Genomic DNA, 26184 nt, shown 5'->3' with positions numbered 1-26184 from the left:
AGGCGACCGCGACCTACACGCCGTCGCGGATCCAGCGCGCCGACTTCTCGGCGATCATCAGCGTCGGGCTGTTGGTGTTGCCGCTGGTGATGGTCGGCATCACGCCGGCATCGACCACGCGCAGGCCGGCGATGCCGCGCACCCGCAGGTGGCTGTCGACCACCGCCATGGGGTCGTCGCTGCGGCCCATGGCCGTGGTGCCCACCGGGTGGAAGATGGTGCTGGCGATGTCGCCGGCCAGGCGCGCCAGCTCGTCGTCGCTCTGGTACTGCGGGCCGGGCTTGAATTCCTCCGGCGCAAAGGGCGCCAGCGCCGGCTGCGCGACGATGCGCCGCGTCACGCGCAGGCTGTCGGCGGCCACGCGCCGGTCCTCGTCGGTCGACAGGTAGCGCGGCGCGATGGCTGGCGCGGCGGCGGCATCGGCGCTGGTGATGCGCACATGGCCGCGGCTGCCGGGGTTGAGGTTGCACACGCTGGCGGTGAAGGCCGGGAAGCTGTGCAGCGGCTCGCCAAACGCATCGAGGCTCAGCGGCTGCACGTGGTATTCGATGTTCGGGTAGGGCTGAGACGCATCGCTGCGGGTGAAGGCGCCGAGCTGGCTGGGCGCCATGCTCATCGGCCCACTGCGGCTGAGCGCGTATTCCAGACCGATGCGCGCCTTGCCCCAGAGCGAGCTGGCCAGCGTGTTCAAGGTGGTCGCGCCCCTGACCTTGAACACCGCGCGGATCTGCAGGTGGTCCTGCAGGTTCTCGCCCACGCCGGGCAACTCATGTACCACGTCCACCCCGTGCGGACGCAGCACGGCGGCCGGGCCCACGCCCGAGCGCTGCAGGATGGCCGGCGAGCCGATGCTGCCGGCGCTGAGCACCACTTCGCGCGCGGCGCGCACGGTGATGCGCTCGCCGCCCTTTCGCAGTTCGGCGCCGGTACAGCGCAGAGCACCGCTGGCATCGCGCTCGAACAGCAGCCGCTCGGTCAGCGTCTCGGTCCACACCGTGAGGTTGGTGCGGTGCTGCACCGGGCGCAGAAAGGCCTTGGATGCGTTCCAGCGCCAGCCGGCCTTCTGGTTCACCTCGAAGTAGCCCACGCCTTCGTTGTCGCCGCTGTTGAAGTCGGCCGTGGCCGGAATGCCGGCTTGCTGCGCCGCCTGGGCAAAGGCGTCGAGGATGTCCCAGCGCAGGCGCTGTTTGTCCACGCGCCACTCACCGGTGCTGCCCAGGCGGGCATTGCCATGCAGGCGGGCGAAAGCATCTTCCTGTGTCGCGCCTTGCGTGGCATCGAGCCGGTAGTGATCTTCATGGGCACGGAAGTCGGGCAGGCAGTTCTCCCAGCGCCAGGCCTCGTCGCCCGTGACCTCGGCCCAGTGCGCGTAGTCGCGCGCCTGGCCCCGCATGTAGATCATCCCGTTGATGCTGGAGCAACCGCCCAGCGTCTTGCCACGCGGGTAACGCAGCCGCCGCCCGTTGAGGCCGGGGTCGGCCTCGGTCTGGTAGAGCCAGTCGGTGCGCGGGTTGCCGATGCAATAGAGATAGCCCACCGGGATGTGGATCCAGTGGTAATCGTCGCGGCGGCCGGCCTCGATCAGCAGCACGCGTTTGCCCGGGTCGGCACTGAGCCGGTTGGCCAGCAGGCAGCCGGCGGTGCCGGCGCCGATGACGATGAAGTCAAAGGTCTTGTCGCTCATGGTCCGTTGTCTCCATCGTTTCCGTCCTCGTCATCGAGTGCGAAGTCGCCGCGCTCGAATTCGGCCAGCACCTCGCGCGCCTGATCGACGCAGCGCTCGGGCACCAGCACCCGCACCGGAATGGCCGCCGCCAACAGCCCGTGCGCCTGCACCAGGTGTGCATCCGCCACCGCCGCCGGCACGCCCGCGGCCTGCAACACCCCGCGCAACACAAAGGCCTCGGTCGGCGTGAACACCGTGGTCAGCGTCTGCCAGTCGCCCAGCGCCGGATCGAACGCCGAGTTGCCGTTGCTCATGAACCCCCCACCGAGCGCCAACCCACGAAGCGTGGTAGCCGAGGATCCGGCTGCGCCGGTCCTCTGGCTGCGTCCCCCCTCCGGGGGGAAGCGCCGCAGGCGCGCAGGGGGGTCATCACTTCGCCGTCGGCATCACGAACTCGGCTCCTTTGCCGATGCTCTCCGGCCAGCGCTGCATGATCGATTTCTGCTTGGTGTAGAAGCGCACGCCCTCTTCGCCATAGGCATGCATGTCGCCGAACAGCGAGCGCTTCCAGCCCCCGAAGCCGTGCCAGGCCATGGGCACCGGGATCGGCACGTTGATGCCCACCATGCCGACCTGGATGCGGCGCGAGAACTCGCGCGCCACGTTGCCGTCGCGGGTGAAGCACGAAACGCCGTTGCCGAATTCGTGCTCGTTGATGATCTTCACCGCGCTGGCGAAGTCGGGCACGCGCATGCAGCTGAGCACCGGGCCGAATATCTCTTCGCGGTGGATCTTCATGTCGGTGGTCACGTGGTCGAACAGCGTGCCGCCCATCCAGAAGCCGTTGTCGCAACCCTTGCCCGCGCTGGCGCCGCTGAAGCCGCGGCCATCGACGAGCAGCTTGGCGCCCTCTTTCTCGCCGGCTTCGATGTAGCCGGTGATGCGCGCGTGCGCCGCGGCTGTCACGATGGGGCCCATCTCGGCGGCGAGGTTCATGCCGTCGAGCACCTTGAGCGTCTTGGTGCGCTCGATCAGCTTGGGCATGATCCGCTCGCCCACGTCGCCCACCAGCACGGCCACGCTGATGGCCATGCAGCGCTCGCCCGCGCTGCCATAGGCACTGCCGATGAGCGCATCGACCGCCTGATCGAGGTCGGCGTCGGGCATGACCACCATGTGGTTCTTGGCGCCACCCAGAGCCTGCACGCGCTTGCCGTGGTGCGCGCCGGTTTCGTAGATGTAGTTGGCGATCGGCGTGGAGCCGACGAAGCTGATGGCCTTCACGTCGGGGTGCACCAGCAGGGCGTCCACCGCCTCCTTGTCGCCCTGAATCACGTTGAACACGCCATCGGGCAGACCGGCCTGCTTGAGCAGTTCGCCCATGAACAGCGAAGGCGTGGGGTCGATCGGGCTGGGCTTGAGCACGAAGCAGTTGCCCGCCGCGATGGCCACCGGGAACATCCACATGGGCACCATGACCGGGAAGTTGAACGGCGTGATGCCGGCCACCACGCCCAGCGGCTGGCGCAGCGTCCAGTTGTCCATGCCGGTGGAGACCTGGTCGGTGAAGTCGCCCTTGAGAAGCTGCGGAATGCCACAGGCGAACTCGATGATGTCGATGCCGCGCGAGACCTCGCCCTGCGCATCGGTGAACACCTTGCCGTGCTCGGCGGTGATCATCTTCGCCAGCGTGTCCTTGTGCTGGTTCACCAGCTCGAGGAACTTGAGCATCACGCGCGCGCGGCGGATCGGCGGCGTGTCGGCCCAGGCGGGGAAGGCGGCCTGCGCCGCGGCCACGGCGCTGCCCACGTCGGCCGCATTGGCCAGGGCCACACGGCCGGTGACCGCGCCGGTGGCGGGGTTGGTCACGTCCTGGCGGCGGGTCGAGGTGGCGGGCGACACCTGGCCGCCGATGAAGTGGTCGATATTGCTGGCGCTCATGGCGAATCTCCGTGTGAATCGCGCAGTGTGGCCACTGCCGGCAATGAAATCCAATGAAATGGCGCCCCACCCGCCATAAGAAACGCAAATAATCGGCCGGTGCGCAAATCCTCCGCCCTGCCCATCGACCCCCAGGCCCTGCGCGCCTTTGCCGCCGTGGCGCGCGAAGGCAATGTGTCGCGCGCGGCCGAGCGGCTGCACCTGAGCCAACCCGCCGTGAGCCTGCAGCTCAAGGCGCTGGCCGAGGCCACCGGGGTACAGCTGTTCACCCGCACGCCGCAGGGCATGGCCCTCACGCCCGATGGCGCCGCCCTGCTGCCGCTGGCCGACAAGGCCCTGGGCGCGCTGGCCGAGTTCGGCAGCGCTGCGGCCGCGCTGCACTCCACGGTGCGCGGGCGGCTGCGCATCGGCACCATCCTCGACCCCGAGTTCACCCGCCTGGGCGCCTTTTTGCGTCAGCTGGTCGAGACCAGCCCGCAGATCGACACCGCGCTGCGCCAGGGCATGAGCGGCGAGGTGCTGGGCCGCATCGACGCCGACGAGCTCGACGTCGGTTTTTACCTGGACCTGCCCGATGCGCCGATTGGTGCGCCCTGGGCACGCAAGCCGCTGGCGCGCTTCAACTACCGCGTGCTGGCCCCGGCCGGGTGGGGTCCGCAGGTGCGCGACATGGACTGGAAGGCCCTGGCCAGCCTGCCCTGGCTGGACACGCCGCCGGCCAGCGTGCACCACCGCCTGCAGCAATCCGTGTTCGGCCCCGGCTCCATCACCGGCGTGCAGCCGCGCCGCGTGGCCCTGGTCGACCAGGAGGCGTCCATGCTCGACCTGGTGCGCAGCGGCGTAGGCCTGAGCCTGGCGCGCGACGCCATCGCCATGCGCGAAGCCCAGGCGCGCGGCCTGGCCATCGCCGAACGGGTGGCGCTGGCCTGCGAGCTCAGCTTCGTCTGCCGCGCCGAGCGCAGCGGCGAACCGGTGATCGCCGCCGCCTGGTCGGCGCTCGACGCGGTCTGGGCCTGATCGCACCCCCACCCTAAGCCGCCCGACCGATCGGGCTTGCCCCAACGGCCACCGACCCGGCGGAACCCCGCCGCCACGCGCGCCCACACAACAGGGCGTTGGTCATCAACAGGCACAGGGAGCCCACCACACGTCCCCGCTCAGGCGGGCAAAGGGGTTCCATGACGCATACCGATTTTCTCGACCTGCTCGACGCGCTCGTCGCGCAATGCGAGGTCCAGGCCAGCGAGCTGCTCGAAGACCACCACGAGGTGGCGGTTGGCGACACCGTAATCTACCTGCGTTGGCACGACGCGCTGCAGACCATCGAAGTCACGCTGCCACTGCCACCAGCGCCCGATGCCAATTCCGGAGGCAACGCCGATGGCGACGAGTACAGCGATGGCGAGCCCGCCTTGTCGCCCGCCCTCTGCCAACTGCTGCTGGAGCGCCACTGGCGCTACAGCGGCAACGACGAGGGCGTGAGCTTCGGTGTGGTGCCCGGCCTGGCCGAGGTGGTCGGCATGGCCACCCTGGACCCCGATGCCATCAACGGCCCCGATGCGCTGCTGCTGGCGCTGAGCGAGGTGCAGGACATCGCCGAGCTCGCCTGGCTGGAGGTGTGCGCGCAGCTGCAGGCACAAGCCAAGCCGCAACAACAGAACCGGCAACAGGCCGCTTCGACCCATCTGCGTTCGCCATTTGCCGAGACGCCCCTGCGCGCTTGACGCAGTTTTCACGGACCAAGCACCATGGAAAAGTCCACCCTCCGCAACGCCCTCCCGTCATCGCCCACCGGTACGGGCCACACCGGGCGACCCCTTGCCCGCAAGAACGTCCGACCCGACGGTGGGCCAGGCGACAAGGCACCAACAGCCAATGACGCCGAAAGGTCCAAGCCAGGAGAGCCCAGGCAAAGGCTGGGGCGCAAGCCCTTGTCGGCGGCGACCGGCAAGAAGCCGCAACCCTTCTCAAAGATGCCGAAGGCGGACTTCGGCGATTCGTTTCACCTTCCCTTGTCGGCGAGCCCCGACCCGAAGTGGCCCCCCTCGGCGCATATCGACACGTCGTCCAGCGAGTCGTCACCTGAAGCCATCCGCCTGAGCCCGCACGACCCCCGGCCGGACGTCCCGCCCAGTGCATCCATTCATTGGCGCGACCTTGATCCCGAGGTGATCGCCGACCCCGTTGCGCCGCCGCTGGAGCTGCGCATCCAACCCCGGCATGCACCCCTGGGCGGAATTGGCTTGCCCAAAGATGCCACAGCCCAGGAGCTGGCCTTGCACGCAGCGATGCGTCATTTCAATGGCCTCACCGCGCCCACCAAATCCGCCCTGTATGGCGGCTGGAGCGCGGCCATGTTCACCCGCCTGGGCGGCATGGACCCGCACATCGGCGGTTTTCTGGCCTTTGGTTCGGCGGTGGCCATCACGGTGAGCAGCCTCTTTCACATGTACGCCACCCAGGTGGACAAGAACAAGTCCAAGGCCGACTACCTGCTGGCGTTTCGACTGGTGTGCCAGCAGGAGCAGTTGCTTGCCCAACTGAGGTCCGATGCGACGGCCGCTGGCACCGAGCCCGACGCGGAACTCACCGCGCTGGCCAGTGCCAACATCAAGGCGCTGCAGGGCTTCGTGGGCGCGTTCGAGACCGCTTTCTACCCCCCGGCCCAGCGCCCCCTGATGGCCCAGGCGCGTGAAGGTCTGCGCAGCTACGCCGAGGAAATCGTCAAGCTGCAGGTCGAGATCGATGCCTTGGGCGATGCGCCCGGGCACCAAGAAGCGGCCCAGGCACTGCGATCCCGTGTGAAGGACCTCGAGGGGTACATGGACGAAGGCATCAGCCGCAAGCAGGTCAAGGTGCGGCTCGAACAGAAAGCCCTGGATGCGCAGCATGCGCTGCAGAAGGCGCAAAGCACCGAAGGCATCAGCGAAGAAGCCCTGGATGCGGCCCAGCAACATTTCGACCAATGCAAGGCCAATGTTCGCGCCTTCGAGCCCAAGGTGCTCGAGCGCATCGCCAACCCGTTCACCGACGAGATGGGCAAGGCCCTCAAGTGGGACCGCGACGTCGCCTTGCTGGCGCCGTGGACGGCCGTGGGCATGGCCTCGGGCGCGACCGCTCTGGCCACCACGCTGGAGGTGGCCAACCTGGCCGCCACTTCGCTCGGCCTGGGTGTGGTGTCTTCCGCCTTGACGCTGTACATCTCGGGCGTCGACATCAAGGACGCCAAGGGCGAGCTGGCGGCCGCCTCCGCCGCCAAGATCCGCGCCATCGACCTGGGCGCACACGCCGGCGCGCTGCGCCAGGCACTTCGAGAGCACCACGCCCCAGAGGTGCAGCGCTGTCAGTACCTGGCCGGCGCTCAGCAAAAAGCCATGGCGCGCGCGCAGCGGCTGCAGCACGGCGCCACCAACCAGGCCCAGGTGCGCATGGGCAAGGGGTCGGCCGGCCTGGTCAACGCGGGCGTGGGCACGGTGCTGGGCATTGCGGCGGCGGTCACCGTCACCGGGGCCATCGCCGCACCGGCCGCGGTGGTCGGTGCCACGCTCTTCGGCGGCTTTCTGGCCACGGTGGCGGCGCGCGTGGCCAAGAACAAATTTGCCTTCAAAGACCCCGTCAAGGCCCGCCAGGCCGCCGGTCTGGCCTTCGTCCAAAGCTTCGGGGCCGAAGGCATCGAGGCTCTGTACGACGCCCTGGCCAATGGCAAGGCCGATGCCTGGGCGCAAAAATTGGCGGATCTGCGGACGAAGCTCAACAAAGAAGGCGGTCAGGCCGCCGCCGTGGCCCGCTACCTCACGCTCGACAAGCTCAAGGACAACGAGTTTCTCGCTGCCGAGCACCTCGGCCGTGCCCTGCTTTACCGCCAGCAGCATCCGGGCACGTCGGTCTACCAAACCGAAGCGCAGGTGGCCAAGGCGCTTGCGGCGCAAGCCGGCAAGCCCGACCCCAATTTGCTCAAAACAACCGGCTTTGCGTCGCTGGGTGAGTACCACCAGCGTCTGCGCACCGACCTGGTGGGCATCTATGGCGGCAAGTACTACGACGAGGATCGGCTGCAGTACGTGGATGGCAAGGATGTGATGCAGACGGCCTTGCAAGTGACAACGGCGCTGGACCAGACCATTCCCCAGAACGACCATCATCGTTGGCACACCTTGACCACGGTGTTGCGCAGCGCAATCCGCCAGGATTCATCACTGATCGAATCGATCAGTGCGGAGGACTGGCAAGCGCTGCGCGAGGTTCTAAACGACCTGCGAGGCACCCTTGGCGCCAGCGGCATCGGCAGCGCCGAGCTGTACGCGCTGCAGGCAGCGGTGGTGGCCGAAGGCGATGGCCAGGTTCGACTGGATCCCAATTCCAGAGACGGACTGCTGGCGCCGCAAGTCGCGCCCTACCTGCTGGAGCTGCTGGCCGAACCCGCATGGCTTGGGCCGCCGGCCGCTCAGGCGGCGACCTCCATGAATCAAACGGACCTTGATGCCGCGGCCAAGGGCGCCAAGGCACTGGCGGCCCTTAACGCCGGCATCAAGGCCGAGGGCGCCAAATGGGGCAAGCGCACCCAGTCACCCGCCGACGATGCGCCGGCACCGGGCAGTCGCCCGCGATCGAAGAGCCTGGTGCGCCAACTGAGCGAAAGCGGCGCCACCTTCTTGCGCACCAAGTCGCGGGCGGCCGTGAACCATGTGGTCAAGCGCTCGCCCAACACCTTGGCCACACCAGAGCGCGCATTGGCGTGGCTCAACCGACAAACCGACGGGCGACAAAGGGCCAACGGCCTGATCGGCATGCTGCGCGAGTTCATCGCGCGACTTCCCGATCCGAAGCCGACGACCCAGAAGGCGCTGCGTGAACAGTTGCAAGCGGCCCGCCACTCCGCGAATGCGGCGCTGGATGGGCTCAAACAGCAAGGTGAGCCCGTCGACTCCAAAAGCCTGCGCCGGCAGGCGGATCGGCTTGAGAGTTCGATCAAGCTGTGCGACACGCTCGATCGCGAAGTGACGTCAGATGAGTGGGACATCTGCAGGTATGTGCTGCCTGCGCAACCCCAATGAGCGCCCAAGGCCGGCTTGCCTGAATGAATCAACGATGGCTCCCCATCGACGACAGCACCACCGCGTCCTGACCACTACCGCCTCGGACCGCCTCAGCCCTGCATAAGCGCCAGTTGCGCCAGTTCGCACAGCAGACGCTCCCGCACCCCCGCCATGCCGCGGTAGTTCAGCACCGCATCGCTCATGGACGCGATCGCCGCGTGCAACTGCGCAGCGCGCCCTGCATCCAGCGCCAACACCGCCGCCAGCGGCGCCACCATCACGCGGATGAAGAACACGCCCACGCCCAACGCAGGCAGTGGCAAGGTGGTCTGGCGCTCAACCCGCAGGCAGCACAGGTCGATGAGTCGGCCATGCTCGCCAGCGTCCGCCACCAACGAGGACCACGGGCGGCGCGCGCGCGCCGGGTGCTGCGACAGCTGCGCATCGGGCGAGAGCAGCCACACGTGGCGCACCATGGGCGCCTGGCGAAACGCCATGTCCATGATGCCGCGCGCGGCCGACAACAACAGTGTGTTGTCGGCCACCGGCGCGTGGATGGCCGCAAAGTCCAGGCCGAGCTTGTCGGCCGGCACCCAGCTGGACGGAAAGCATACCGACAGCAAGCGTGTGCGAAACCCGTCGGGGCCATCGGCCAGCACCACGAAGTCCTCCTGCATGCCTTGCGTGAGGCCCGCCACGGTGGCGGCCAGGGTCACGTCGGTTTCGCGGTGGTAGGCGTCGGCGATAGCCTGCAGCACCGCGTCGTCGGTTTGCCCCACCGGGCCGTGATCGGCTTGCGCCAGCACCTCGCGTTTGGCCTGCGCATAGCCGTGTGCCATGGCGTCACGACGAAACAGCGTCGGCGTGTCGGGCAGGCGCCCCAGGCCCGGCTGCATGCGAAACGGGCTGGCCACGGTCCAGGGCATGTCGGCGGCGGGCGTGAGTACCTCCATGGGCGCATCGTCGGGCGAAGGGGGTCTGGCCGTGGGGCCAATCTGCCCGCACGGCAACAGGCCGCCCGGGAACCGCGACTGTCGTCAAAGGGTCATGTACAGGTCACACCATGTCGCCGCCATGAGCCTGAGCATCGCCCGCCGCCTGCGCCGCGCCGCCATCCATTTCGAGCGGCAGGCGCGTGCGCCCATCACCGACAACGACACCGGCACCGACACCCGCGCGTTGCGCCTGTCGCTGGCGGATTTGCTGCGTCTGCACGGCGATGGCTCGCTGCCGGTGCTGGTGATGCTGTTGTCGCTGTTCACGCTCATCCCGGTGGGCGGGGCCGGTTGGTTCGTGAGCTTCTTCATTGCAGCGCTGGGCTGGTCGTGGGCACGCGGGCGCGAGGCGGTCGAGCTGCCCGGCGCACTTGGCCGTCTGAGCCTCAATTCGCGCTGGACGGCGCGCAGCCTGCATGGTCTGGCCTGGATCTACCGCCGCGCCAACCGCTGGCTGCGCCCGCGCTGGACGGTGTGGCGGCACGAGCGAACGCGCATCTGGTGGGGCGCATGGATCGCGCTGATGGCGGCCATCATTTTTCTGCCGCTGCCCTTTGGCAACGTGCTGCCAGCCATGAGCCTGGTGCTGCTGGGTCTGGGGTGGATGTTCCGCGATGGCCTGGCCTTGCTTGCCGCGGGCGCCAGCGGCGCCGGCGCACTGGCGTACACCGTGGCCTTCGGTCATCTGGCGATCGATCTGGGCATGCGGGGGTGGGCCTGGATGACGGGCTGAACAGCGCGCGGGCGCGGCGCGTCACGGGGGGCACCTAGAATCACCCGAGCCCTCACGCCCCATCGCCCCATGACGCCACACGCCCAGGACGATCGCCCCCTCTACGTGGACCTCGACGGCACGTTGACGCCATCGGACACCTTGCACGAATCGGTGATGCTGTTCATCCGGCAGCATCCGGTGAACCTGCTGCGCATGATTGGCTGGCTGCCGCGAGGCAAGGCCGGCTTCAAGCGCGCACTGGCCGACGCCGTGACACCCGACCCGGCCGCCCTGCCCTGGCGCACGGACTTCATCGACTTTCTGCGCGCCGAGCACGCGCGCGGGCGCACCCTGGTGCTGGCCAGCGCGGCCGATGCGCGCATTGGCCAGCGCGTGGCCGACCACCTGGGCGTTTTCAGTGACGTCATCGGCACCCACGACGGCGAACACAACCTCAGCCGCGAAGCCAAGCGCGAAGCGATTGCCGCCCACGCCCGGGCCAACGGTCACGCCGAGTGGGCCTATGCGGGCAACAGCGCCGACGATCTGGCGGTGTGGGCGGGTTGCCACGAAGCGATTGCCGTCAACGCGCCCCGCAGCGTGCTGCAGCGTCTGAGCGCGTCGCAAGCGGTGGCGAAGCACTTCGAGCAGGCACCGCTGTCGCTCAAGACGCTGCTGCGCGCCATCCGCATCAAGCAATGGTCCAAGAACGGGCTGATCTTTCTGCCGCTGCTGGCCGCCCATTCGCTCAGCCCGCAGTTGTGGCTGCAGGCCATCCTGGCGTTTCTGGCGTTCGGGCTGTGCGCCTCGGCCACCTACCTGGTCAACGACCTGATCGACCTGCCCAGCGACCGCGTGCACCGCACCAAGCGCTTTCGGCCGCTGGCCGCGGGCACGGTGTCGATTGCCACCGCGGTGCCGCTGGGCGTGGCGATGATCGTGGTCGCCTTCGCACTGGCGGTCTGGGTGGGCTGGCCGTTTGCCGCCATGCTGCTGCTCTACACCGTGCTCACGCTGGGCTACTCGTTGCGCTGGAAGCGCATCGCACTGTTCGACGTGTTGCTGCTGGCCACGCTGTACACCCTGCGCATTGGCGCAGGCGCCCTGGCAACCGGGGTCGATCTGTCCAACTGGCTGCTGGCGATCTCGATCTTCCTGTTCCTCAGCCTGGCGCTGGTCAAGCGCTGCGCGGAGCTCGAAGAAGCCGTGGCCGCCGATCAGGGTCTGGCGCCCGGGCGCGGTTACCAACCCAGCGACCTGCCCTCGCTGCGCGCCATGGGCATGTCCAGCGGCTTCATGGCGGTGCTGGTGCTCGCGCTCTACATCGACTCGCCCAACAGCCGCTCGCTGTACGCGCAGCCCGACCTGCTGTGGGCGGCCTCGCCGGTGCTGCTGCTGTGGGTCATGCGCATCTGGCTCAAGACGGGGCGGCGCGAGTTGCACGGTGACGACCCGCTGGCCTTCGCCCTCAAGGACCCGTTCAGCTGGGTCACCGTGGCCGTCATGATCGGCATCGGCCTGTTGGCCACCATCGGAGTCTGATTGCCATGAAAGCCGTTGCCCTGTCCCTGGCGCTGGTGTGTGTGTTGCTGTCGTCGGCGGCGCAACTGGCCATGAAGCGCGGCCTTGGCGCGGGCGGCGCCGACGTGGCCGGCACCTACGTGCACGCCTTCACCAGCCCCATGGTGTGGCTGGGCCTGTTCTGCTACGGCGCCAGCGCCGTGCTCTGGTTGTGGGTGCTGTCGCGACTGGATGTGTCGCTGGCCTATCCGCTGGTCAGCCTGGGCTTTGTGGTCACCATGCTGCTGGGCGTGCTCTGGCTCGGTGAGCCCTTCTCCTGGGCGCGCGTGGCAGGCTGCACGCTCATCGTGATCGGCGTGACGCTGCTGGCGCTCGACGCGCGCACATGAAAGCCGACCCCACCTCGATTGCGGCCGCGCGCGGGCTGTTCTGGCTCGCGTTCGCGCTCACGCTGGTCATCAAGCTGGTGCTGGCGTGGGTGTTCCCGTTCAGTGGCGATGAGGCCTTCTTCTTCCAGTGGGGCGTTCACCTCGCCTGGCATTACTCCGATCACCCGCCGCTGGTGGGCTGGCTGCTGGCGCTGCTGCACAGCATCAGCGACGCGCCCATCGTGCTGCGCAGCGTGACCCTGCTGGTCACCAGCACCATCGCGCTCTTGGTGGTCGACTTGCTCAGCCGCCTGCTGCCGCCCGAGCGCGAGGCCCAGGCCTGGCTGGCCGGCGCCATCTACCTGGCCATGCCCTGGAGCTGGATGTTCGTGCTGGTGACCACCGACACGCCGCTGATCCTCTTCATGGCCTTGTCGTTCTGGGCCTATGTGCGCGCCGACACCAGCGAAAGAGGCACCGGCTGGTACCTGCTGTGCGGCGCGCTGCTGGGCGCCGCCTTCTTCGGCAAGTACTTCGCGGCGCTGCTGGGCTTTGCCTACGCGGCCCACGCCTGGGGCTGGCGGCGCGAGCGTTGGCAGGCGCCGTTGCTGATCTTTGCCACGGCGCTGCCGGCCATCCTGGGCAACCTGTACCTGAACGCCACGCACGGCTGGAGCCACGTGATGTTCAACGTCTTCAACCGCAACGAGACCGCAGCCTGGTCGTTCAAGACCTTTGCCACCTACGTCGGCATGGCGCTGTACCTGCTCACGCCCTGGTGGGTGTGGCGGGCGGCGCGCTCGCGCCCACCCGCCGAGGTCAGCGCCAGCACCCGGCTCACGCTGGCGGTGCTGTGGCTGTTCCCGCTGCTGGTCTTCGCCCTCATCGCCACGCGCCGCACGATCGGCCTGCACTGGGTGCTGGGTTTCGTGCCGGTGTTCGTGGTGTGGGCGGGTTTGCGCACCGACGTGCGACCGCTGCGCCGCCTGCTGGTCTACACCACGGCCTTGTCGCTGCCGCATCTGGTGGGGGTGCTGATGCTGGCCATTGCCCCCATGAGCTGGTGGGCCCACACGCGTCTGCATGAGCGCGTGGTGTTCCTGCGCGAAAACGCAGCCGTGGTGGCCGGCCTGCGCGACAGCCTGCCCGAAGGCGCCACCTTGATGGCGCAGGCCTACAACCCGGCCGCCATGCTGGCGTTTCGCGCCGGCACCTACATCCCGGTGTTTGGCCCGGGCCGTCACCACGCGCGACAGGACGACCAGATCATCGACTTCCGCACCTACGACGGTCGACCGATCCGGATCTTTCACTACGACGAGCCCGACCTGGCGGCCTACGCGCCCTTTTTCGAGCACGTGAGCAAGCACCCTTTCGAGGTCGATGGCGCGCAGTTCTGGCTGGTGGATGGCGAGGGCTTCAAGTACGCGCCTTACCGCGAGCAGGTGTTGGCCGCCATCGCTCGCGACTTTCACGCCATCCCGCGCTGGCTGCCCATCCTGGGCAACCCGTTCTGCGAACGCTACGGCTTTGCCGCCTGCTCGCCGGGCAGGCCCTGAGCGGGCGCGCCCGGCACGGGCTCGGGCACCAGCAACTCGCCACGCCACAGGCCCCGCAGCGTGGCCAGCGACAAGCCCGCGATGACCAGCGTGGCGACGGCCAGCAGCAGCCAGGCCAGCCACTGAAGCACCGGCGCGTCGGGTGCGCGCTCGGCGAGTCGGCCGGTGAGCGTGGCGAATGCCGCCAGCGGGAAGGAAAACGCCCACCACGGCAGACCAAAGGCCTGCGAGCGCATGCGGGGCACCAGCGGCAGCAACCACAGCGCGCTGAAAGCGGCCACGCCCCACAGCATCACGCCCATCGCCGGTGGCAGTTGCAACTGCATGCCCGCCAGCGCGATCACCGACGGCGGCGCCAGCAGGATCACCCAGGCCGGCAGCAAACGATCGGGCAAGGGCGAATGCGCGATGCGGCGCGCCAGCACCAGCGCGACCACGATCGGCCAGAAGAACAGGCCGATACCCAGTTGCGCGGCCGACCACAGCGGGTGGCCCAGCGCCACACCGGCCAACGGCACCACCACGTTGCCCACGATGGGAATGAGCAGCACCGGCGTCACGCCAGGCCACAACGCACCGGCCCCACCCTTGCCAGCCGACAGCCAGCGGCCCAGCACCCAGGCCGTGACACCCACCTGTGCCACGCTGCCGACCCACCACAGGGCGTGCCAGGCATCGCGCGGACCACCCATGGCAAGCCCCACCGTGGCCAGCAACAGCACCGACACTGGCACCGCCGCAAAGAAGGCGTGGCGCACCGGGTGCTGCAGGTCCTCGCGCACCGCGTCGCGAAAGGCCATCCAGCGCCACACGCTGCCAAGCGCCAGCAGCACGAAGACCAGCAGCGCCAGGCCCCCACTGACCCAGGCCAGTGCGTGCGCCCATTCGCCCAGCTGCTGCGCAGCGCGGTGCCAGGCCAGGGACAAACCACACAAGCCCATGACGATGGAGAACCAGGCCGGCCCCAGGTGGCGCAGCGCGGCCGCATTGTTCGTATTCATTCGCTCACCTCGAAAGGCACGCGGGGTGCCACCGCGCACAGCAGCTCATAGGAAATGGTGCCGGCCGACTGCGCCACCTCATCGGCGGTCAGCACAGCACCATGGTTTGAGCGTCCCCACAACACGACTTCGCTGCCGATGCCGGCCTGCGGCAGTGGCGTGAGATCGACGGTGATCATGTCCATGCTGACGCGCCCCACGGTGCGCGTGCGCACACCGTCCACCAGCACCGGTGTGCCAGTGGGGGCGTGGCGCGGGTAGCCGTCGGCGTAGCCGCAGGCGATCACGCCAACCCGCATCGGCGCGTCGGCGGTGAAGGTGGAGCCATAGCCCACGGTGTCGCCGGCGTGCAGGTCCTGGGTGCCAATGACCTTCGTTCGCAGGCTCATGGCGGGTTGCAGGCCCCAGTGCTCCGCCCGGTGCTCGGGATGGTCGGGCGCGCCACCGTAGAGCGCAATGCCCTCGCGCACCCAGTCGGCAGCGAGGTTGCTCGCGCCCTGCAGTGGCTTGCTCGCGTGGCGCAGGATAGCGGCACTGTTGCACAGGGTGCGCTCGCCCGGCAGGTCGGCGCAGGCCAGCTCGAAGGCCGCGACCTGGTGCGCAATGCCGCGCGCGCCGTCGGCGTCGCTGAAGTGGGTGACGAGCCCGATCTCGTCGACCTGCGTCAGGGCGTCGAGCCTGGCCCAGGCGGCACGATAGGCCTGCGGTTTGAAGCCCAGGCGGTTCATGCCGCTGTTGAGCTTGAGAAAGACCTTGTGCGGCGGCTGCGTCTTGTGCGCGGCCAACCAGTCGATCTGCTCGCTGCAATGCACGACGTGCCACAGGCCCAGGCGCGAGCACAGCTCCAGATCGCGCGGCTCGAACACACCCTCGAGCAGCAGGATGGGCCCGCGCCAACCCAGCGCGCGCACACGCTCGGCCTCGTTGAGATCGAGCAAGGCGAAGCCGTCGGCCGCACGCAGGCCCTCGAAGGCGCGCTCGATGCCATGGCCGTAGGCGTTGGCCTTGACCACCACCCACACTCTCGAATCGGGTGCGCGCTCGCGCGCGATCTGCAGGTTGTGGCGCAAGGCGCCGGTGTGCACGGTGGCAAGGATGGGACGGGGCATGGCGTGAGATATGTCAACCCGGGGCGCGGTGACCGAGCAACGGGCCGGCATACACCCGATGGTGTCGAACGCCCGTGCTATAACCCGCGCCACCCGACTGGAGGCAAGCCAGCACTGTCGCACAAAAGGGGAGTGGCACCAGCCGTCACGGCGCCACGCCCAGGCCGCCTGGCAAGAGGATTCATCGCCATGAAGCGCGGCTTCTACACCATCATGACGGCGCAGTTCTTCAGCTCGCTGGCCGACAACGCCCTGTTTGTCGCCGCGATCGAGCTGCTGCGCCAGCACCACGCCCCGAGCTGGCAGGCCGCTGCATTGGTGCCCATGTTCGCGCTGTTCTACGTGCTGCTGGCGCCGTTTGTGGGCGCCTTCGCCGACGCCCGGCCCAAGGGCAATGTCATGTTCATCAGCAACGCCATCAAGGTGGTCGGCTGCGTGCTGATGCTGGTGGGCGTGCACCCGCTGCTGGCCTACACCCTGGTGGGCCTGGGTGCGGCGGCGTATTCGCCGGCCAAGTACGGCATCCTTACCGAGCTGCTGCCACCGTCCCAACTGGTCAAGGCCAATGGCTGGATCGAAGGCCTCACCATCGCGTCGATCATTCTGGGCGTGCTGCTGGGGGGTCAGCTGGTGGGACCGGTGATCGCGCCGTGGCTGATGGGCCTGCACCTGCCCGGCATCGACACCGCGGCCGAGGTCGCCATCGGCATGCTGGTGCTGGTGTACGCGCTGGCGGCGGGCTTCAACCTGCGCATTCCCCACACCGGCGTGACGCCGCGGCCCATGCCGCGCAACCCGCTGGTGCTGCTGCCCGACTTCTGGACCTGCAACCTGCGCCTGTGGCGCGACCGTCTGGGTGAGATCTCGCTGTCCACCACCACGCTGTTCTGGGGCGTGAGCGGCAACCTGCGCTACATCGTGCTGGCCTGGGCCTCGGCCGCGCTGGGCTACACGACCACGCAGGCCTCTGCCCTGGTGGGCGTGGTGGCCCTGGGCACCGCCGTGGGCGCGGTGGTGGCGTCCATGCGCATGCGGCTGGACCAGGCCACACGCGTCATTCCGCTGGGCGTGGCCATGGGCGTGCTCGTGGTGCTGATGAACTTCATCACCAACGTCTGGGTGGCCGCGCCCTTCCTGGTGCTGCTGGGCGCGTTGGGCGGGTTTCTGGTGGTGCCGATGAACGCCTTGCTGCAGCACCGCGGTCACAACCTGATGGGCGCCGGTCGCTCCATCGCCGTGCAGAACTTCAACGAGCAGGCCTGCATCCTGGCGCTGGGTGCGCTCTACAGTTTCAGCACCGGCATGGGCTTGTCGGCCTTTGCGGCGATCACCATCTTCGGTCTGCTGGTGGCCGCCTGCATGATGGCCATCGGCGCCTGGCACAAGCGCAACCTGCGCGATCACCCACACGAGCTGGAGCGGCTGCTGGAGATCGCCCGCCGCGACGACCTGCACGGCTGATCGCGCAGGCGATCGACGCGCTCAGAAGCTGCCGACGTCGGTCGGCGCAAAGCCGTTGAGGTTGACCAGGTGGTGGTGCGCCAGCACCTTGTAGAGGTCGGCCTCGCTCACCGAGCGCGACAGGTAGGCGTCGGCGCCGGCCAGGCCGGCCTTCATGCGGTCCATGCTGCCCGCGCTCGGCGCGAACAGAATGACCACTGGCGCACGCGTACCGTTCTTGCTCTGCTTGGCGCTGCGGCAGATGCTGAACGCATCGGGCGCGCCGCCCAGACGATCGATCACCACCAGGCGGTAGGGGTGCGCGTCCAGCATGGCCTGCGCCTGTGAGGGGTCGCGGCACCAGTCGATGGCGAGTTCGTACTTGCGAAAGCGCTTGAGCAGGATGCGGCCCTCGACCAGGCTTTGGCCCACCAGCAAGGCGTCGCCACGCGGGGCGTCGGGCACCGTGCCGCCCTTGGCGGTGCGGGTGTTGGGCGCACGCGTGTTGCGCGCGCGTGGGGCCGGCGGCGCCACGTTGAGCAGGTCTTCCAGGTCGGCGAAGTCGGTGGCGCCACCGCGCAGGGGGATGCTGACCGTCTTGGGTCTGGCCACAGCCGGCGTGAGCGCAGCGGGTGCCTTGGTCGCTTCGGCGCGGCGTGCGGCCGCCGCATCCAGCGCCTGCGCCTCTTCGCGCGTCATGGGCCGGGTGGGCGGGAAATCGGTGTCGGCAAAACGGCGCCGTTTGCCACCGGCGGGCGCCATGGGCGTGGCCGCCGGTGCGCGCGCTTTGCCACTGGCCAGGCGCATGCTTGCGTCCAGCCCGTGCAGCTGCGAGGCCTTGAAAGGTTCGGTCGGTGCAAAGGCCGGCGACGGCGCCGCCGCGGTGGCGCGCGCGGTGCGCAGACCGACCACCGAATCCAGTGCGCCCAGCAAGGAGACCAGGCGGATCGGCTTGGGCTGCAGCGGCCAGCCGGTGCCGCCGTCGTGTCCGCCCACCAGCAGGATGCGCCCAGGCAGGCGCGCGCCGCGCACCAGCAGCATGGCTTGCGCGTTGTCCGCGTTGACGATCAGGACCTGGGCGTCGAGCACCTCCTCCTGCACCTGATAGGCCGGAGGTCGGCGCGCGGCCAGCCTGAAAAATGATTCGAAAGTGGCGCTCTCGCTCTGGGAAAAACCCACGAGCGCCACGGTGTACGCAGCCCCCATCGCCTGCCCGCCCGTCGGTTTGTTGGTAGTTACCTTATGAAACGACGCGCAGTATCGCGTGCGCCGCCGCTTTTGGGGGATATCGGCGCGGCGCAGTCTGGCTTGTGTGAAGATTTTGTCGCTTACCGGACATATGCGCCCCATTCATCCCCCGAGGAAACCCCATGCCCAGCCCCACACCCAGCGTCTACGACTTCGACGCCCTGAACACCCAGGGCAAGACCGTGCCCCTGGCCGACTACCGCGGCCAGGTGCTGCTGATCGTCAACACCGCCAGCGCCTGCGGCTTCACGCCCCAGTTCGCCGGGCTGGAGAAGCTGCACGAGACCTATGGCGCCAAAGGCCTCGCGGTGCTGGGTTTCCCCTGCAACCAGTTCGGCGCCCAGGACCCGGGCAGCAACGAAGAGATCGCCAGCTTCTGCCAGCTCAACTACGGGGTGAGCTTCCCGATGATGGCCAAGATCGACGTCAACGGCGGTGACGCCCACCCGCTCTATCGCTGGCTCACCGCCGAAGCGCCGGGCCTGCTCGGCAGCAAGGCCATCAAGTGGAACTTCACCAAGTTTCTGGTCGGCAAGGACGGACAGGTGATCATGCGCTACGCGCCGCAGGACGCACCTGAGAAGCTCAAGGGCGACATCGAGGCGGCGCTGGCGGCTTGAACTTCAGCCCAAGGACAGCAGCCACCCCGCCAGCGCCGGCAGCACCAGCGCGCTGAACAGCGCGCTCAGGCCCATGGCCAGACCGGCGAAGGCGCCCATCTCTTCGCTCACCTGAAACGCGCGCGCGGTGCCGATGCCGTGCGCGATGGTGCCGAGCGCAAAGCCACGCACCGCCGGGTCGGTGATGCGCAGCGCATTGAACAGGTAGCGCGCACTGACCGCACCGAACACGCCGGTGGCCATGACCAGCACCGCCGTCAGCGAGGGCAGGCCCTGGATTTTTTCGGCGATGCCCATGGCGACCGGCATGGTCACCGACTTGGGCGCGAGCGAGGCCAGCGTGGCCCTGGACGCGCCCAGCGCCCAACCCAGGCCGATGGCACACACGGTGGTGGCCACGATGCCCGCGGCCAGCGCACCCAGCAGCGGCAAGGCCAGTTGGCGCAAGCGGTGCAGTTGCTCGAACAGCGGCACCGCCAGCGCCACCGTGGCCGGCCCCAGCAGAAAGTGCACGAACTGCGCGCCTTCGAAGTACACAGGGTACGGCGTGCCGGTGGCCCACAGCAGCGTGGCCAGCACCGCCACCGCGATGGGCACCGGGTTGGCCAGGGGGTGAAAGCCGCTGCGGCGGTAGATCAGGAAGGCGCCGTGGTAGACCAGCAGTGTGATGGTCAGCCCCAGCAGCGGCGTGGCCGCCAGGTAGACCCAGATGTCGGCGAGGCGCTGGGGTGCGTCAGCGGCCATCGCGTCGTCCCTGCCAACGCATGAGGGCCAGCATGGTCCAGGCCGCCACCGCCAGCCCGACCAGGGTGCTCACCACCAGCGCCACGCCAATGGCCAGGGCCTCTTCGCCCAGGCGCTGCAGGTGCTGCATCACGCCCACACCGGCTGGCACGAACAGCAGCGAGAGGTGTTGCAGCAGGCCCTGGGCCGTGGGTTTGATGGCGCCCAATGCCCCGGGCCGCACCGCCAGCAGCAACAAGAGCAGGGCCAGGCCGACGACCGGACCTGGGAGCGGCGCGCCGCTGAGGCGCACCGCCACTTCGCCCAGCAACTGGAACAGCAGCAGCGTGGCCAGCGCGGGCACCATGGCTCAGGCGCGCAGAGCGTCGTCGAGCAGCTCGACCCAGTGCCGCACCGGTGTGTCGGTACCGCTCTGCAAATGCGTGATGCAACCGATGTTGGCGCTGGCAATCACGGCCGGTTGCAGCTCGCCCAGGCGGTCGAGCTTGCGGTCACGCAGCGTGGTGGCCAGTTCGGGGTTGAGCACCGAGTAAGTGCCGGCCGATCCGCAGCACAGGTGCGATTCGTTGCGGGCCACCTGCAGCGTGAAGCCGAGTTCACCCAGCCAACGCTCGACCCCGCCCTTGAGCTGCTGGCCGTGCTGCAAGGTGCACGGCGGGTGAAACGCCACCACGCGTTGCTCATCAGGTGCGTGCGCAAGCCTGGGCTTGAGCAGCGGCACCAGCTCGGGCAGCAGCTCGGACAGGTCGCGCGTGAGTGCACTGATGCGCGCGGCCTTCTCTGCGTAAGCCGGGTCGTCGCGCAGCAGGTGGCCGTACTCCTTGACGCTGACACCGCAGCCCGAGGCGTTCATGACGATGGCCTCGGCGCCCTGCTGCACATGGGGCCACCAGGCATCGATGTTGGCGCGCATCTGCGCCAGGCCACCGGCTTGGTCGTTGAGGTGGAACTTGACCGCGCCACAGCAGCCGGCCTCGGGGGCCACAACGGTCTGGATGCCGGCCGCGTCGAGCACGCGCGCGGTGGCGCTATTGATGTTCGGCGCCATGGCGGGCTGCACGCAGCCGGCCAGCATCAGCACCTTGCGTGCGTGGCTTCGCGTGGGCCAGGCACCCGCCGGCCGCGCCTCGGGCACCTTGGCCTTGAGAGTGGCGGGCAGCCAACCCCGCATGGTCTGACCCAGCTTCATCGCGGGCGCGAACAGTGGCGAGTTCAGGCCCTCCTTGAGCAGCCAGCGCACAGCCCGCTCGGGTGCGGGCCGTGGCACCTTGGCGTCGACCACCGCGCGGCCGATGTCGACCAGATGGCCGTACTGCACACCACTGGGGCAGGTGCTCTCGCAATTGCGGCAGGTGAGGCAGCGGTCCAGGTGTTGCTGCGTCTTGCGCGTGGGCGTGGCGCCTTCCAGCACCTGTTTGATGAGGTAAATGCGCCCGCGCGGGCCATCGAGCTCGTCGCCCAGCAGCTGGTAGGTCGGGCAGGTTGCGGTGCAGAAGCCGCAGTGCACGCATTTGCGCAGGATGGCCTCGGCCTCGCGGCCTTCGGCACTGTGCTGGTATTCGGAGGCGAGCTGGGTCTGCATGTCAGAAGAGGTCGGGGCCGACAAAGACGCCGTGCGGATCGAAGGCTTCGCGCAGGTGCCGCATGATGGTCGCCACAGCGGGCTCGGGGACGTCGAAGCGGCGCACGCCGCCAGCACCCGCCGCAGGTGCACGAAACAGTTGGGCGTGCCCGCCTGCGCTGCGCACGGCCGCGCGAATCTCGTCGGCGGCGCTCAGTGGCGCCCAGAGCCAGCGCTGCGCGCCGTGCCATTCGATGAGTTGCGGCCAGGCAGGCAACAACGGTGCGGATGTCTGTGGCAGCGACAGGCGCCACAAGCCGTGCCCGGCCGATGGCGCCTGGGTGAAGAAAGGCAGCCGCTGCTCGCCGGCGTCCACCCAGTCGGGGCCGGCCTGGGCGTTGTCCATGCGGGTGCCGCCGGCTTCGCGCTGCATGCGCTCGCAAGCGGCCTCGACAGCGGCGATGGCGCCGCGCAGGCGAACAAACAGCAGTTCGGGCTCGCCGGGCTGCGTGGTGTCGCGCACCCAGCACGACGCGTTCAAGGGCAGCGGCTGACCGCCCCATTGGTGCAGCAGTTCCAGCGCATCGCGCTGGCCCAGCGGAAAGTGCAACGTGGCCTCGGCCGGTGCCGTGGGCAGCACCTTCAGGCTCACCTCGGCCACGATGCCCAGCAGACCCCAGCTGCCCGCCAGGGCGCGGCTGACGTCGTAGCCGGCCACGTTCTTCATGACCTGGCCGCCAAAGGTGAGCAGCTCGCCGCGGCCATTGACCAGGCGCGCACCGAGCACGTAGTCGCGCACGCCGCCGACGCTGGCGCGCGCCGGCCCGGCAAGGCCCGCGGCCACCATGCCGCCCACGGTGGCACCTGCGCCAAAGTGCGGCGGCTCGAACGGCAGGCACTGGCCATGGGCGGCCAGGGCCGCTTCGAGCTCGGCCAGCGGTGTGCCGGCGCGCGCAGTAATCACCAGCTCGCTGGGCTCGTGGCTGAGAATGCCGCGCCAATCCTGCGTGGACAGCGGCGCGACGCCCACCGCGTCGGCCTCACCGGCCAGGAAATCCTTGCTGCCACCGCCCCGGATGCGCAGGCGGCGGTGATCGGCGGCGGCCGCGCGAACCTGCTCGATGAGGTGGTCGGGCTGATCGGTCTCGGGGATGGGGGTCGCGGCTGACATGGCGGCGATGGTAGTCGCCACCCTGGCGGCTGCCCTTGAATTTTTTGCACGCGGGCGTGCAAACCCCTTGGCCGAAACAGTGCCAGTGTCCGCTCAGGGCGAGGCAAAGCCCAGGCAGGCACCGGCATTGGGCCGGCCTTTGCACTCGCGCTTGAGGCGCTTCTCGCGCGCCGCGGGCGACTCTTCCGATGGCGCCTTGTGGAAGGTGACCTTGCTCGGCAGCTTGCGCGTGGGCGCACCATCGGCGGGCGGGGCCGCGCCGGCGGCGAGCGAGGACGTAGCGATCAGCATGGACAGGGCGGCCAGAGTGGACAGGGCGGCGGTGCGTTGCATCGGGAGCTCCCAGGTGTGACAGGGCCACGATCCTAGGCAGCCCCTTCGACCCAAGCCCCGGGGGGTGTTCAGGCACAAAAAAGCCCGCGGTCCTTGCGGGCCGCGGGCCAGGGGGCTGTGTGCCATCCCGCCTGCAGACGGGATGCAACCCTGGAGGAGATCAGCGGTTGTAGGCGGTCTCGCCGTGCGAGGTGATGTCGAGGCCTTCGCGCTCGGCTTCCTCGGTCACACGCAGACCCATGATCATGTCGACGATCTTGTAGCAAATGAAGGCCACGACGCCGGACCACACCAGGGTGATCAGCACGCCTTCGGCCTGGATCACGACCTGGCTGGCGATGGAGAAGTCTTCGCCACCGGTGCCGCCCAGGCTGGGAGCACCGAACACGCCCACCAGGATGGCGCCGACGATACCGCCGATGCCATGCACGCCGAACACGTCGAGCGAGTCGTCCGCGCCCAGGATCTTCTTCAGGCCGCTCACGCCCCACAGGCAGAGGAAGCCGGCGATCAGACCCAGCACGATGGCGCCCATGGGGCCGACCGAGCCGCAAGCCGGGGTGATGGCCACCAGGCCAGCCACGGCACCCGAGGCGCCACCCAGCATGGAAGCTTTGCCCTTGCCCAGCGCTTCACCGATGCACCAGGCCAGCACGGCAGCGGCGGTGGCCAGCAGCGTGTTGATGAAGGGCAGACCCACGAAGCCGTTGGCTTCCAGGTTGGAGCCGGCGTTGAAGCCGAACCAGCCCACCCACAGCAGCGAGGCACCGACCATGGTCAGCGTCAGGCTGTGCGGTGCCATCGATTCCTTGCCGTAGCCAATGCGCTTGCCGATGACGTAAGCACCCACCAGACCGGCCACACCGGCGTTGATGTGCACCACGGTACCGCCCGCGAAGTCCAGCGCGCCCTTGTCGAGCAGGTAGCCGCCGGCACCCCACACCATGTGAGCGATCGGGATGTAGCTGAAGGTGAACCACAGGGCGCAGAACAGCAGCACGGCGCCGAACTTGATGCGCTCGGCGAACGAGCCCACGATCAGCGCGCAGGTGATGCCCGCGAAGGTGCACTGGAAGGCAATGAAGATGTACTCGGGGATCTTCACGTTGTCGGTGAAGGTGTCGGCCAGCGAGTCGGGCGTGACGCCCAGCAGGAACACCTTGTCCAGACCGCCGATGATCAGGCCTTCGCCGCCGAACGCCAGGCTGTAGCCATAGATGGCCCACAGCACGGTGATCAGCGAGAACACCACCATCACCTGCATCAGCACGGACAGCATGTTCTTGCTGCGGACCAGACCGCCGTAGAACAGCGCCAGGCCGGGCACGACCATGAGCAGCACCAGGATGGTGGAGATCATCATCCAGGTGACGTCGCCCTTGTCGACGGTGGGTGCGGGAACGGCCGCTTCAGCGGCAGCAGGTGCTTCGGCAGCCGCGGCAGCGGGCGCTTCGGCAGCGGGCGCGGTGGCCGCTGCAGGCGCTTCGGTGGTCGTCTGTGCGATGGCTGCGCCACCGCCGATCGCCAGGCCCAGGCCCAGCAACAGGGAAGCCAGGAATTTCTTCATTTCTTAGGTCTCGGTTGAGGTTCGGGGGTGGCGGCTCAGATCGCTTCGTTGCCGGTCTCGCCGGTGCGAATGCGAACCACCTGCTCCAGGGGCGACACGAAGATCTTGCCGTCGCCGATCTTGCCGGTGCGGGCTGCGCCCTCAATGGCTTCGATGACGCGCTCGACCAGGTCGTCGGCCACGGCGGCTTCGATCTTGACCTTGGGCAGGAAGTCGACGACGTACTCGGCGCCGCGATAGAGCTCGGTGTGGCCCTTCTGGCGACCGAAGCCCTTGACCTCGGTGACGGTGATGCCCTGCACGCCCACGCCAGACAGTGCCTCGCGCACTTCGTCCAGCTTGAACGGCTTGATGACGGCTGAAACCATTTTCACGACGATCCCTCCAGGGGTTGGTTGATCCGGCAACGGGATTAGCAGCTTGTGTGCCAAGTTGTGTCATTCCCGACGGACGCCGCGATGGCACCAGATCGAGGCCCGGCGGTCCGAATCGGGGCTGGATCGCAAAACGCTGCACCAACTTTGTGCTTCAACGCATCGTGTCGGTGCGAATGGCGACGAACGGTCGCCGAACATGGACAAGCCCGTGTCATCAGGCTGCACCAGCATGGCGCCCAGTGGGTCCTTGTTCGCCGTGGTGCAATCGGCGTTGCGCGCCACGCACCGGCCAGACACCCGCGCTCAACCCCGTTCACGCCATGTCCGACGACAGCCAGATCCACGTTCCCGCCGCCTTCATTGCCCTGCACGTGGCCCCCGGCAGACACCCGCGCGCCCACGAGGCCGCCGACATCGCCCGGCGTCACGAAGTCTGCGAGGACCTGGCCCAGAGCCTGGTGGAACGCGCGCAGCAGGTGCAGTTTCAGCTGGGCATCACCGAAGCCGACGTGCTCGACAAGATGCTGGTCAGCCTGCAGGCGGTGGCCGAAGGTGGCGCGGCAGATGTCCTGCCCAACCCGCAGGAAGCCGGCTGGGTGGTGGGCCGTCTGGCGGAATTGCTGGGGTGGAGCGATCACCTGAGCGATGCGGTGCGCGCGCTGGCAGGCCCGCACTGACACTGACCCGGACCGGCCATTCGGCAAGCCGACGCCAATTCAGGCCCATCGCCAAGGCTTCGGTTGCGTGAAGTCAGGCCTTGTCCGATGGTGGCCAGCTCAGCGCCTGCACAGGCTCTGGCGGCGCAGCGTCAATCACAAACCTCCGCCACGCGCCGCCCACCTGGCACAGCCGGGCCAGCGCGGCACTCAGATCGCTCGCCGTCATCTGCTCAGCGGGCATCTCGTGGACAAGCATGACCTGGCCATCGGGCCCTGCCATGGCCAGGCGCGCACCGCCGGTTTCTTGCCACAGCAGGTTGTAGGTCAGCATCGCTTCGTACACCAGGATCTTTCGGCTGGGCACCACCTTCCCGAGCTCGAAGGTGGTCACCAGGCGCGCCGGGGCATCTGCCCAGTCGGCCCTGAGAATCTCCATACCGTCGAACAACAGCGAGAAGCCGCCATCCCCATCGTTGCGAATGTCGATGCCACCCTCGGCGACGCCGCGCAAGTCATCGATCACAAGGCTCATCGTGGAGGCGTCCATGGCAAC

Annotated in this window: 25 protein-coding genes; 10 read left to right on the top strand and 15 right to left on the bottom strand. The window is 68.5% G+C overall.

Features of this window, described 5'->3' with window-relative positions; genetic code table 11:
• Positions 1 to 13: 13 nt before the first annotated feature.
• From KF871_RS03975 to KF871_RS03965, 3 genes are all read right to left on the bottom strand, one after another.
• Positions 14 to 1684: a GMC family oxidoreductase gene (locus tag KF871_RS03975; RefSeq protein WP_291138628.1), complete on the bottom strand. Its 1671-nt coding sequence runs from the start codon at positions 1682 to 1684 to the stop codon at positions 14 to 16.
• Positions 1681 to 1980 (bottom strand): DUF2007 domain-containing protein, encoded by a 300-nt coding sequence (locus tag KF871_RS03970; protein ID WP_291138626.1) that lies wholly within the window; start codon positions 1978 to 1980, stop codon positions 1681 to 1683. The genes KF871_RS03975 and KF871_RS03970 overlap by 4 nt, the downstream gene beginning before the upstream one ends.
• 115 nt (positions 1981 to 2095) lie before the next feature.
• A complete protein-coding gene (locus KF871_RS03965) occupies positions 2096 to 3607 on the bottom strand; it encodes a CoA-acylating methylmalonate-semialdehyde dehydrogenase (RefSeq protein ID WP_291138624.1) in 1512 nt (503 codons plus the stop codon).
• Between the two features lie 123 nt (positions 3608 to 3730).
• On the opposite strand from KF871_RS03965, the gene KF871_RS03960 reads away from it, so the two are divergent.
• From KF871_RS03960 to KF871_RS03950, 3 genes are all read left to right on the top strand, one after another.
• Positions 3731 to 4624, top strand: a complete 894-nt coding sequence (locus KF871_RS03960; RefSeq protein ID WP_367172035.1) for a LysR family transcriptional regulator — start codon at positions 3731 to 3733, stop codon at positions 4622 to 4624.
• A gap of 161 nt (positions 4625 to 4785) precedes the next feature.
• Entirely contained in the window at positions 4786 to 5331 is a 546-nt protein-coding gene (locus tag KF871_RS03955) for a hypothetical protein (RefSeq protein ID WP_291138620.1), read from the top strand.
• Between the two features lie 444 nt (positions 5332 to 5775).
• Complete coding sequence (locus KF871_RS03950) at positions 5776 to 8661, top strand: hypothetical protein (protein WP_291138618.1); 2886 nt, start codon at positions 5776 to 5778, stop codon at positions 8659 to 8661.
• A 92-nt stretch (positions 8662 to 8753) separates the two neighbouring features.
• Here the strand turns inward: KF871_RS03950 and KF871_RS03945 are convergent, their stop codons facing one another.
• The gene (locus KF871_RS03945; protein WP_291138616.1) at positions 8754 to 9596 is read right to left on the bottom strand and encodes a heme-dependent oxidative N-demethylase subunit alpha family protein; all 843 of its coding nucleotides are present in this window, start codon (positions 9594 to 9596) and stop codon (positions 8754 to 8756) included.
• A 121-nt stretch (positions 9597 to 9717) separates the two neighbouring features.
• Between KF871_RS03945 and KF871_RS03940 the strand changes: the two genes are divergently transcribed.
• The 4 genes from KF871_RS03940 (at position 9718) to KF871_RS03925 (ending at position 13801) form a co-directional block, all read left to right on the top strand.
• Positions 9718 to 10371 carry an exopolysaccharide biosynthesis protein gene (locus tag KF871_RS03940; RefSeq protein ID WP_291138614.1) on the top strand — a complete coding sequence of 218 codons (654 nt, stop codon included), beginning with the start codon at positions 9718 to 9720 and terminating at the stop codon, positions 10369 to 10371.
• Between the two features lie 69 nt (positions 10372 to 10440).
• Entirely contained in the window at positions 10441 to 11895 is a 1455-nt protein-coding gene (locus tag KF871_RS03935; RefSeq protein ID WP_291138612.1) for a UbiA family prenyltransferase, read from the top strand.
• Between the two features lie 5 nt (positions 11896 to 11900).
• Positions 11901 to 12263, top strand: a complete 363-nt coding sequence (locus tag KF871_RS03930; RefSeq protein WP_291138610.1) for an SMR family transporter — start codon at positions 11901 to 11903, stop codon at positions 12261 to 12263.
• Positions 12260 to 13801, top strand: coding sequence for a glycosyltransferase family 39 protein (locus tag KF871_RS03925; RefSeq protein ID WP_291138608.1), 1542 nt, complete (start codon positions 12260 to 12262; stop codon positions 13799 to 13801). Before KF871_RS03930 ends, KF871_RS03925 begins: the two co-directional genes overlap by 4 nt.
• On the opposite strand, the gene KF871_RS03920 is transcribed toward KF871_RS03925, so the two are convergent.
• Both KF871_RS03920 and alr read right to left on the bottom strand, forming a co-directional pair.
• Positions 13765 to 14802, bottom strand: coding sequence for an SLAC1 anion channel family protein (locus tag KF871_RS03920; RefSeq protein WP_291138606.1), 1038 nt, complete (start codon positions 14800 to 14802; stop codon positions 13765 to 13767). The two genes, KF871_RS03925 and KF871_RS03920, sit on opposite strands and share 37 nt — an antisense overlap.
• Complete coding sequence (gene alr / locus KF871_RS03915) at positions 14799 to 15911, bottom strand: alanine racemase (RefSeq protein ID WP_291138604.1); 1113 nt, start codon at positions 15909 to 15911, stop codon at positions 14799 to 14801. The genes KF871_RS03920 and alr overlap by 4 nt, the downstream gene beginning before the upstream one ends.
• Positions 15912 to 16100: 189 nt before the next feature.
• Between alr and lplT the strand changes: the two genes are divergently transcribed.
• Positions 16101 to 17372, top strand: a complete 1272-nt coding sequence (lplT, locus tag KF871_RS03910; protein WP_291138602.1) for a lysophospholipid transporter LplT — start codon at positions 16101 to 16103, stop codon at positions 17370 to 17372.
• Positions 17373 to 17393: 21 nt separating this feature from the next.
• Here the strand turns inward: lplT and KF871_RS03905 are convergent, their stop codons facing one another.
• Entirely contained in the window at positions 17394 to 18557 is a 1164-nt protein-coding gene (locus tag KF871_RS03905) for a hypothetical protein (protein ID WP_291138601.1), read from the bottom strand.
• Between the two features lie 164 nt (positions 18558 to 18721).
• Between KF871_RS03905 and KF871_RS03900 the strand changes: the two genes are divergently transcribed.
• Complete coding sequence (locus KF871_RS03900) at positions 18722 to 19219, top strand: glutathione peroxidase (protein ID WP_291138599.1); 498 nt, start codon at positions 18722 to 18724, stop codon at positions 19217 to 19219.
• Between the two features lie 3 nt (positions 19220 to 19222).
• On the opposite strand, the gene KF871_RS03895 is transcribed toward KF871_RS03900, so the two are convergent.
• The 7 genes from KF871_RS03895 to KF871_RS03865 form a co-directional block, all read right to left on the bottom strand.
• Entirely contained in the window at positions 19223 to 19963 is a 741-nt protein-coding gene (locus tag KF871_RS03895; RefSeq protein WP_291138597.1) for an LrgB family protein, read from the bottom strand.
• Positions 19953 to 20309: a CidA/LrgA family protein gene (locus KF871_RS03890; RefSeq protein WP_291138595.1), complete on the bottom strand. Its 357-nt coding sequence runs from the start codon at positions 20307 to 20309 to the stop codon at positions 19953 to 19955. Before KF871_RS03890 ends, KF871_RS03895 begins: the two co-directional genes overlap by 11 nt.
• Positions 20310 to 20312: 3 nt before the next feature.
• Positions 20313 to 21545, bottom strand: a complete 1233-nt coding sequence (gene glcF / locus KF871_RS03885; protein ID WP_291138593.1) for a glycolate oxidase subunit GlcF — start codon at positions 21543 to 21545, stop codon at positions 20313 to 20315.
• A 1-nt stretch (position 21546) separates the two neighbouring features.
• Positions 21547 to 22695 (bottom strand): glycolate oxidase subunit GlcE, encoded by a 1149-nt coding sequence (glcE, locus tag KF871_RS03880; RefSeq protein WP_291138590.1) that lies wholly within the window; start codon positions 22693 to 22695, stop codon positions 21547 to 21549.
• A 93-nt stretch (positions 22696 to 22788) separates the two neighbouring features.
• Positions 22789 to 23028: a hypothetical protein gene (locus KF871_RS03875; protein WP_291138588.1), complete on the bottom strand. Its 240-nt coding sequence runs from the start codon at positions 23026 to 23028 to the stop codon at positions 22789 to 22791.
• 160 nt (positions 23029 to 23188) lie between these two features.
• A complete protein-coding gene (locus KF871_RS03870; RefSeq protein ID WP_291138586.1) occupies positions 23189 to 24595 on the bottom strand; it encodes an ammonium transporter in 1407 nt (468 codons plus the stop codon).
• A gap of 35 nt (positions 24596 to 24630) precedes the next feature.
• On the bottom strand, positions 24631 to 24969 hold the full coding sequence (locus tag KF871_RS03865) for a P-II family nitrogen regulator (protein ID WP_070400158.1): 339 nt from the start codon (positions 24967 to 24969) through the stop codon (positions 24631 to 24633).
• A 323-nt stretch (positions 24970 to 25292) separates the two neighbouring features.
• On the opposite strand from KF871_RS03865, the gene KF871_RS03860 reads away from it, so the two are divergent.
• Complete coding sequence (locus KF871_RS03860; RefSeq protein ID WP_291138583.1) at positions 25293 to 25649, top strand: ATPase with chaperone activity; 357 nt, start codon at positions 25293 to 25295, stop codon at positions 25647 to 25649.
• Positions 25650 to 25722: 73 nt separating this feature from the next.
• Here KF871_RS03860 and KF871_RS03855 read toward each other — a convergent pair whose 3' ends face one another.
• A complete protein-coding gene (locus tag KF871_RS03855) occupies positions 25723 to 26178 on the bottom strand; it encodes a type III secretion system chaperone (protein ID WP_291138581.1) in 456 nt (151 codons plus the stop codon).
• Between the last annotated feature and the right edge of the window lie 6 nt (positions 26179 to 26184).

The organism is Hydrogenophaga sp., from assembly GCF_019635465.1.
Taxonomy (GTDB): domain Bacteria; phylum Pseudomonadota; class Gammaproteobacteria; order Burkholderiales; family Burkholderiaceae_C; genus Hydrogenophaga.
This window is presented reverse-complemented; position numbering and strand designations above follow the sequence as displayed.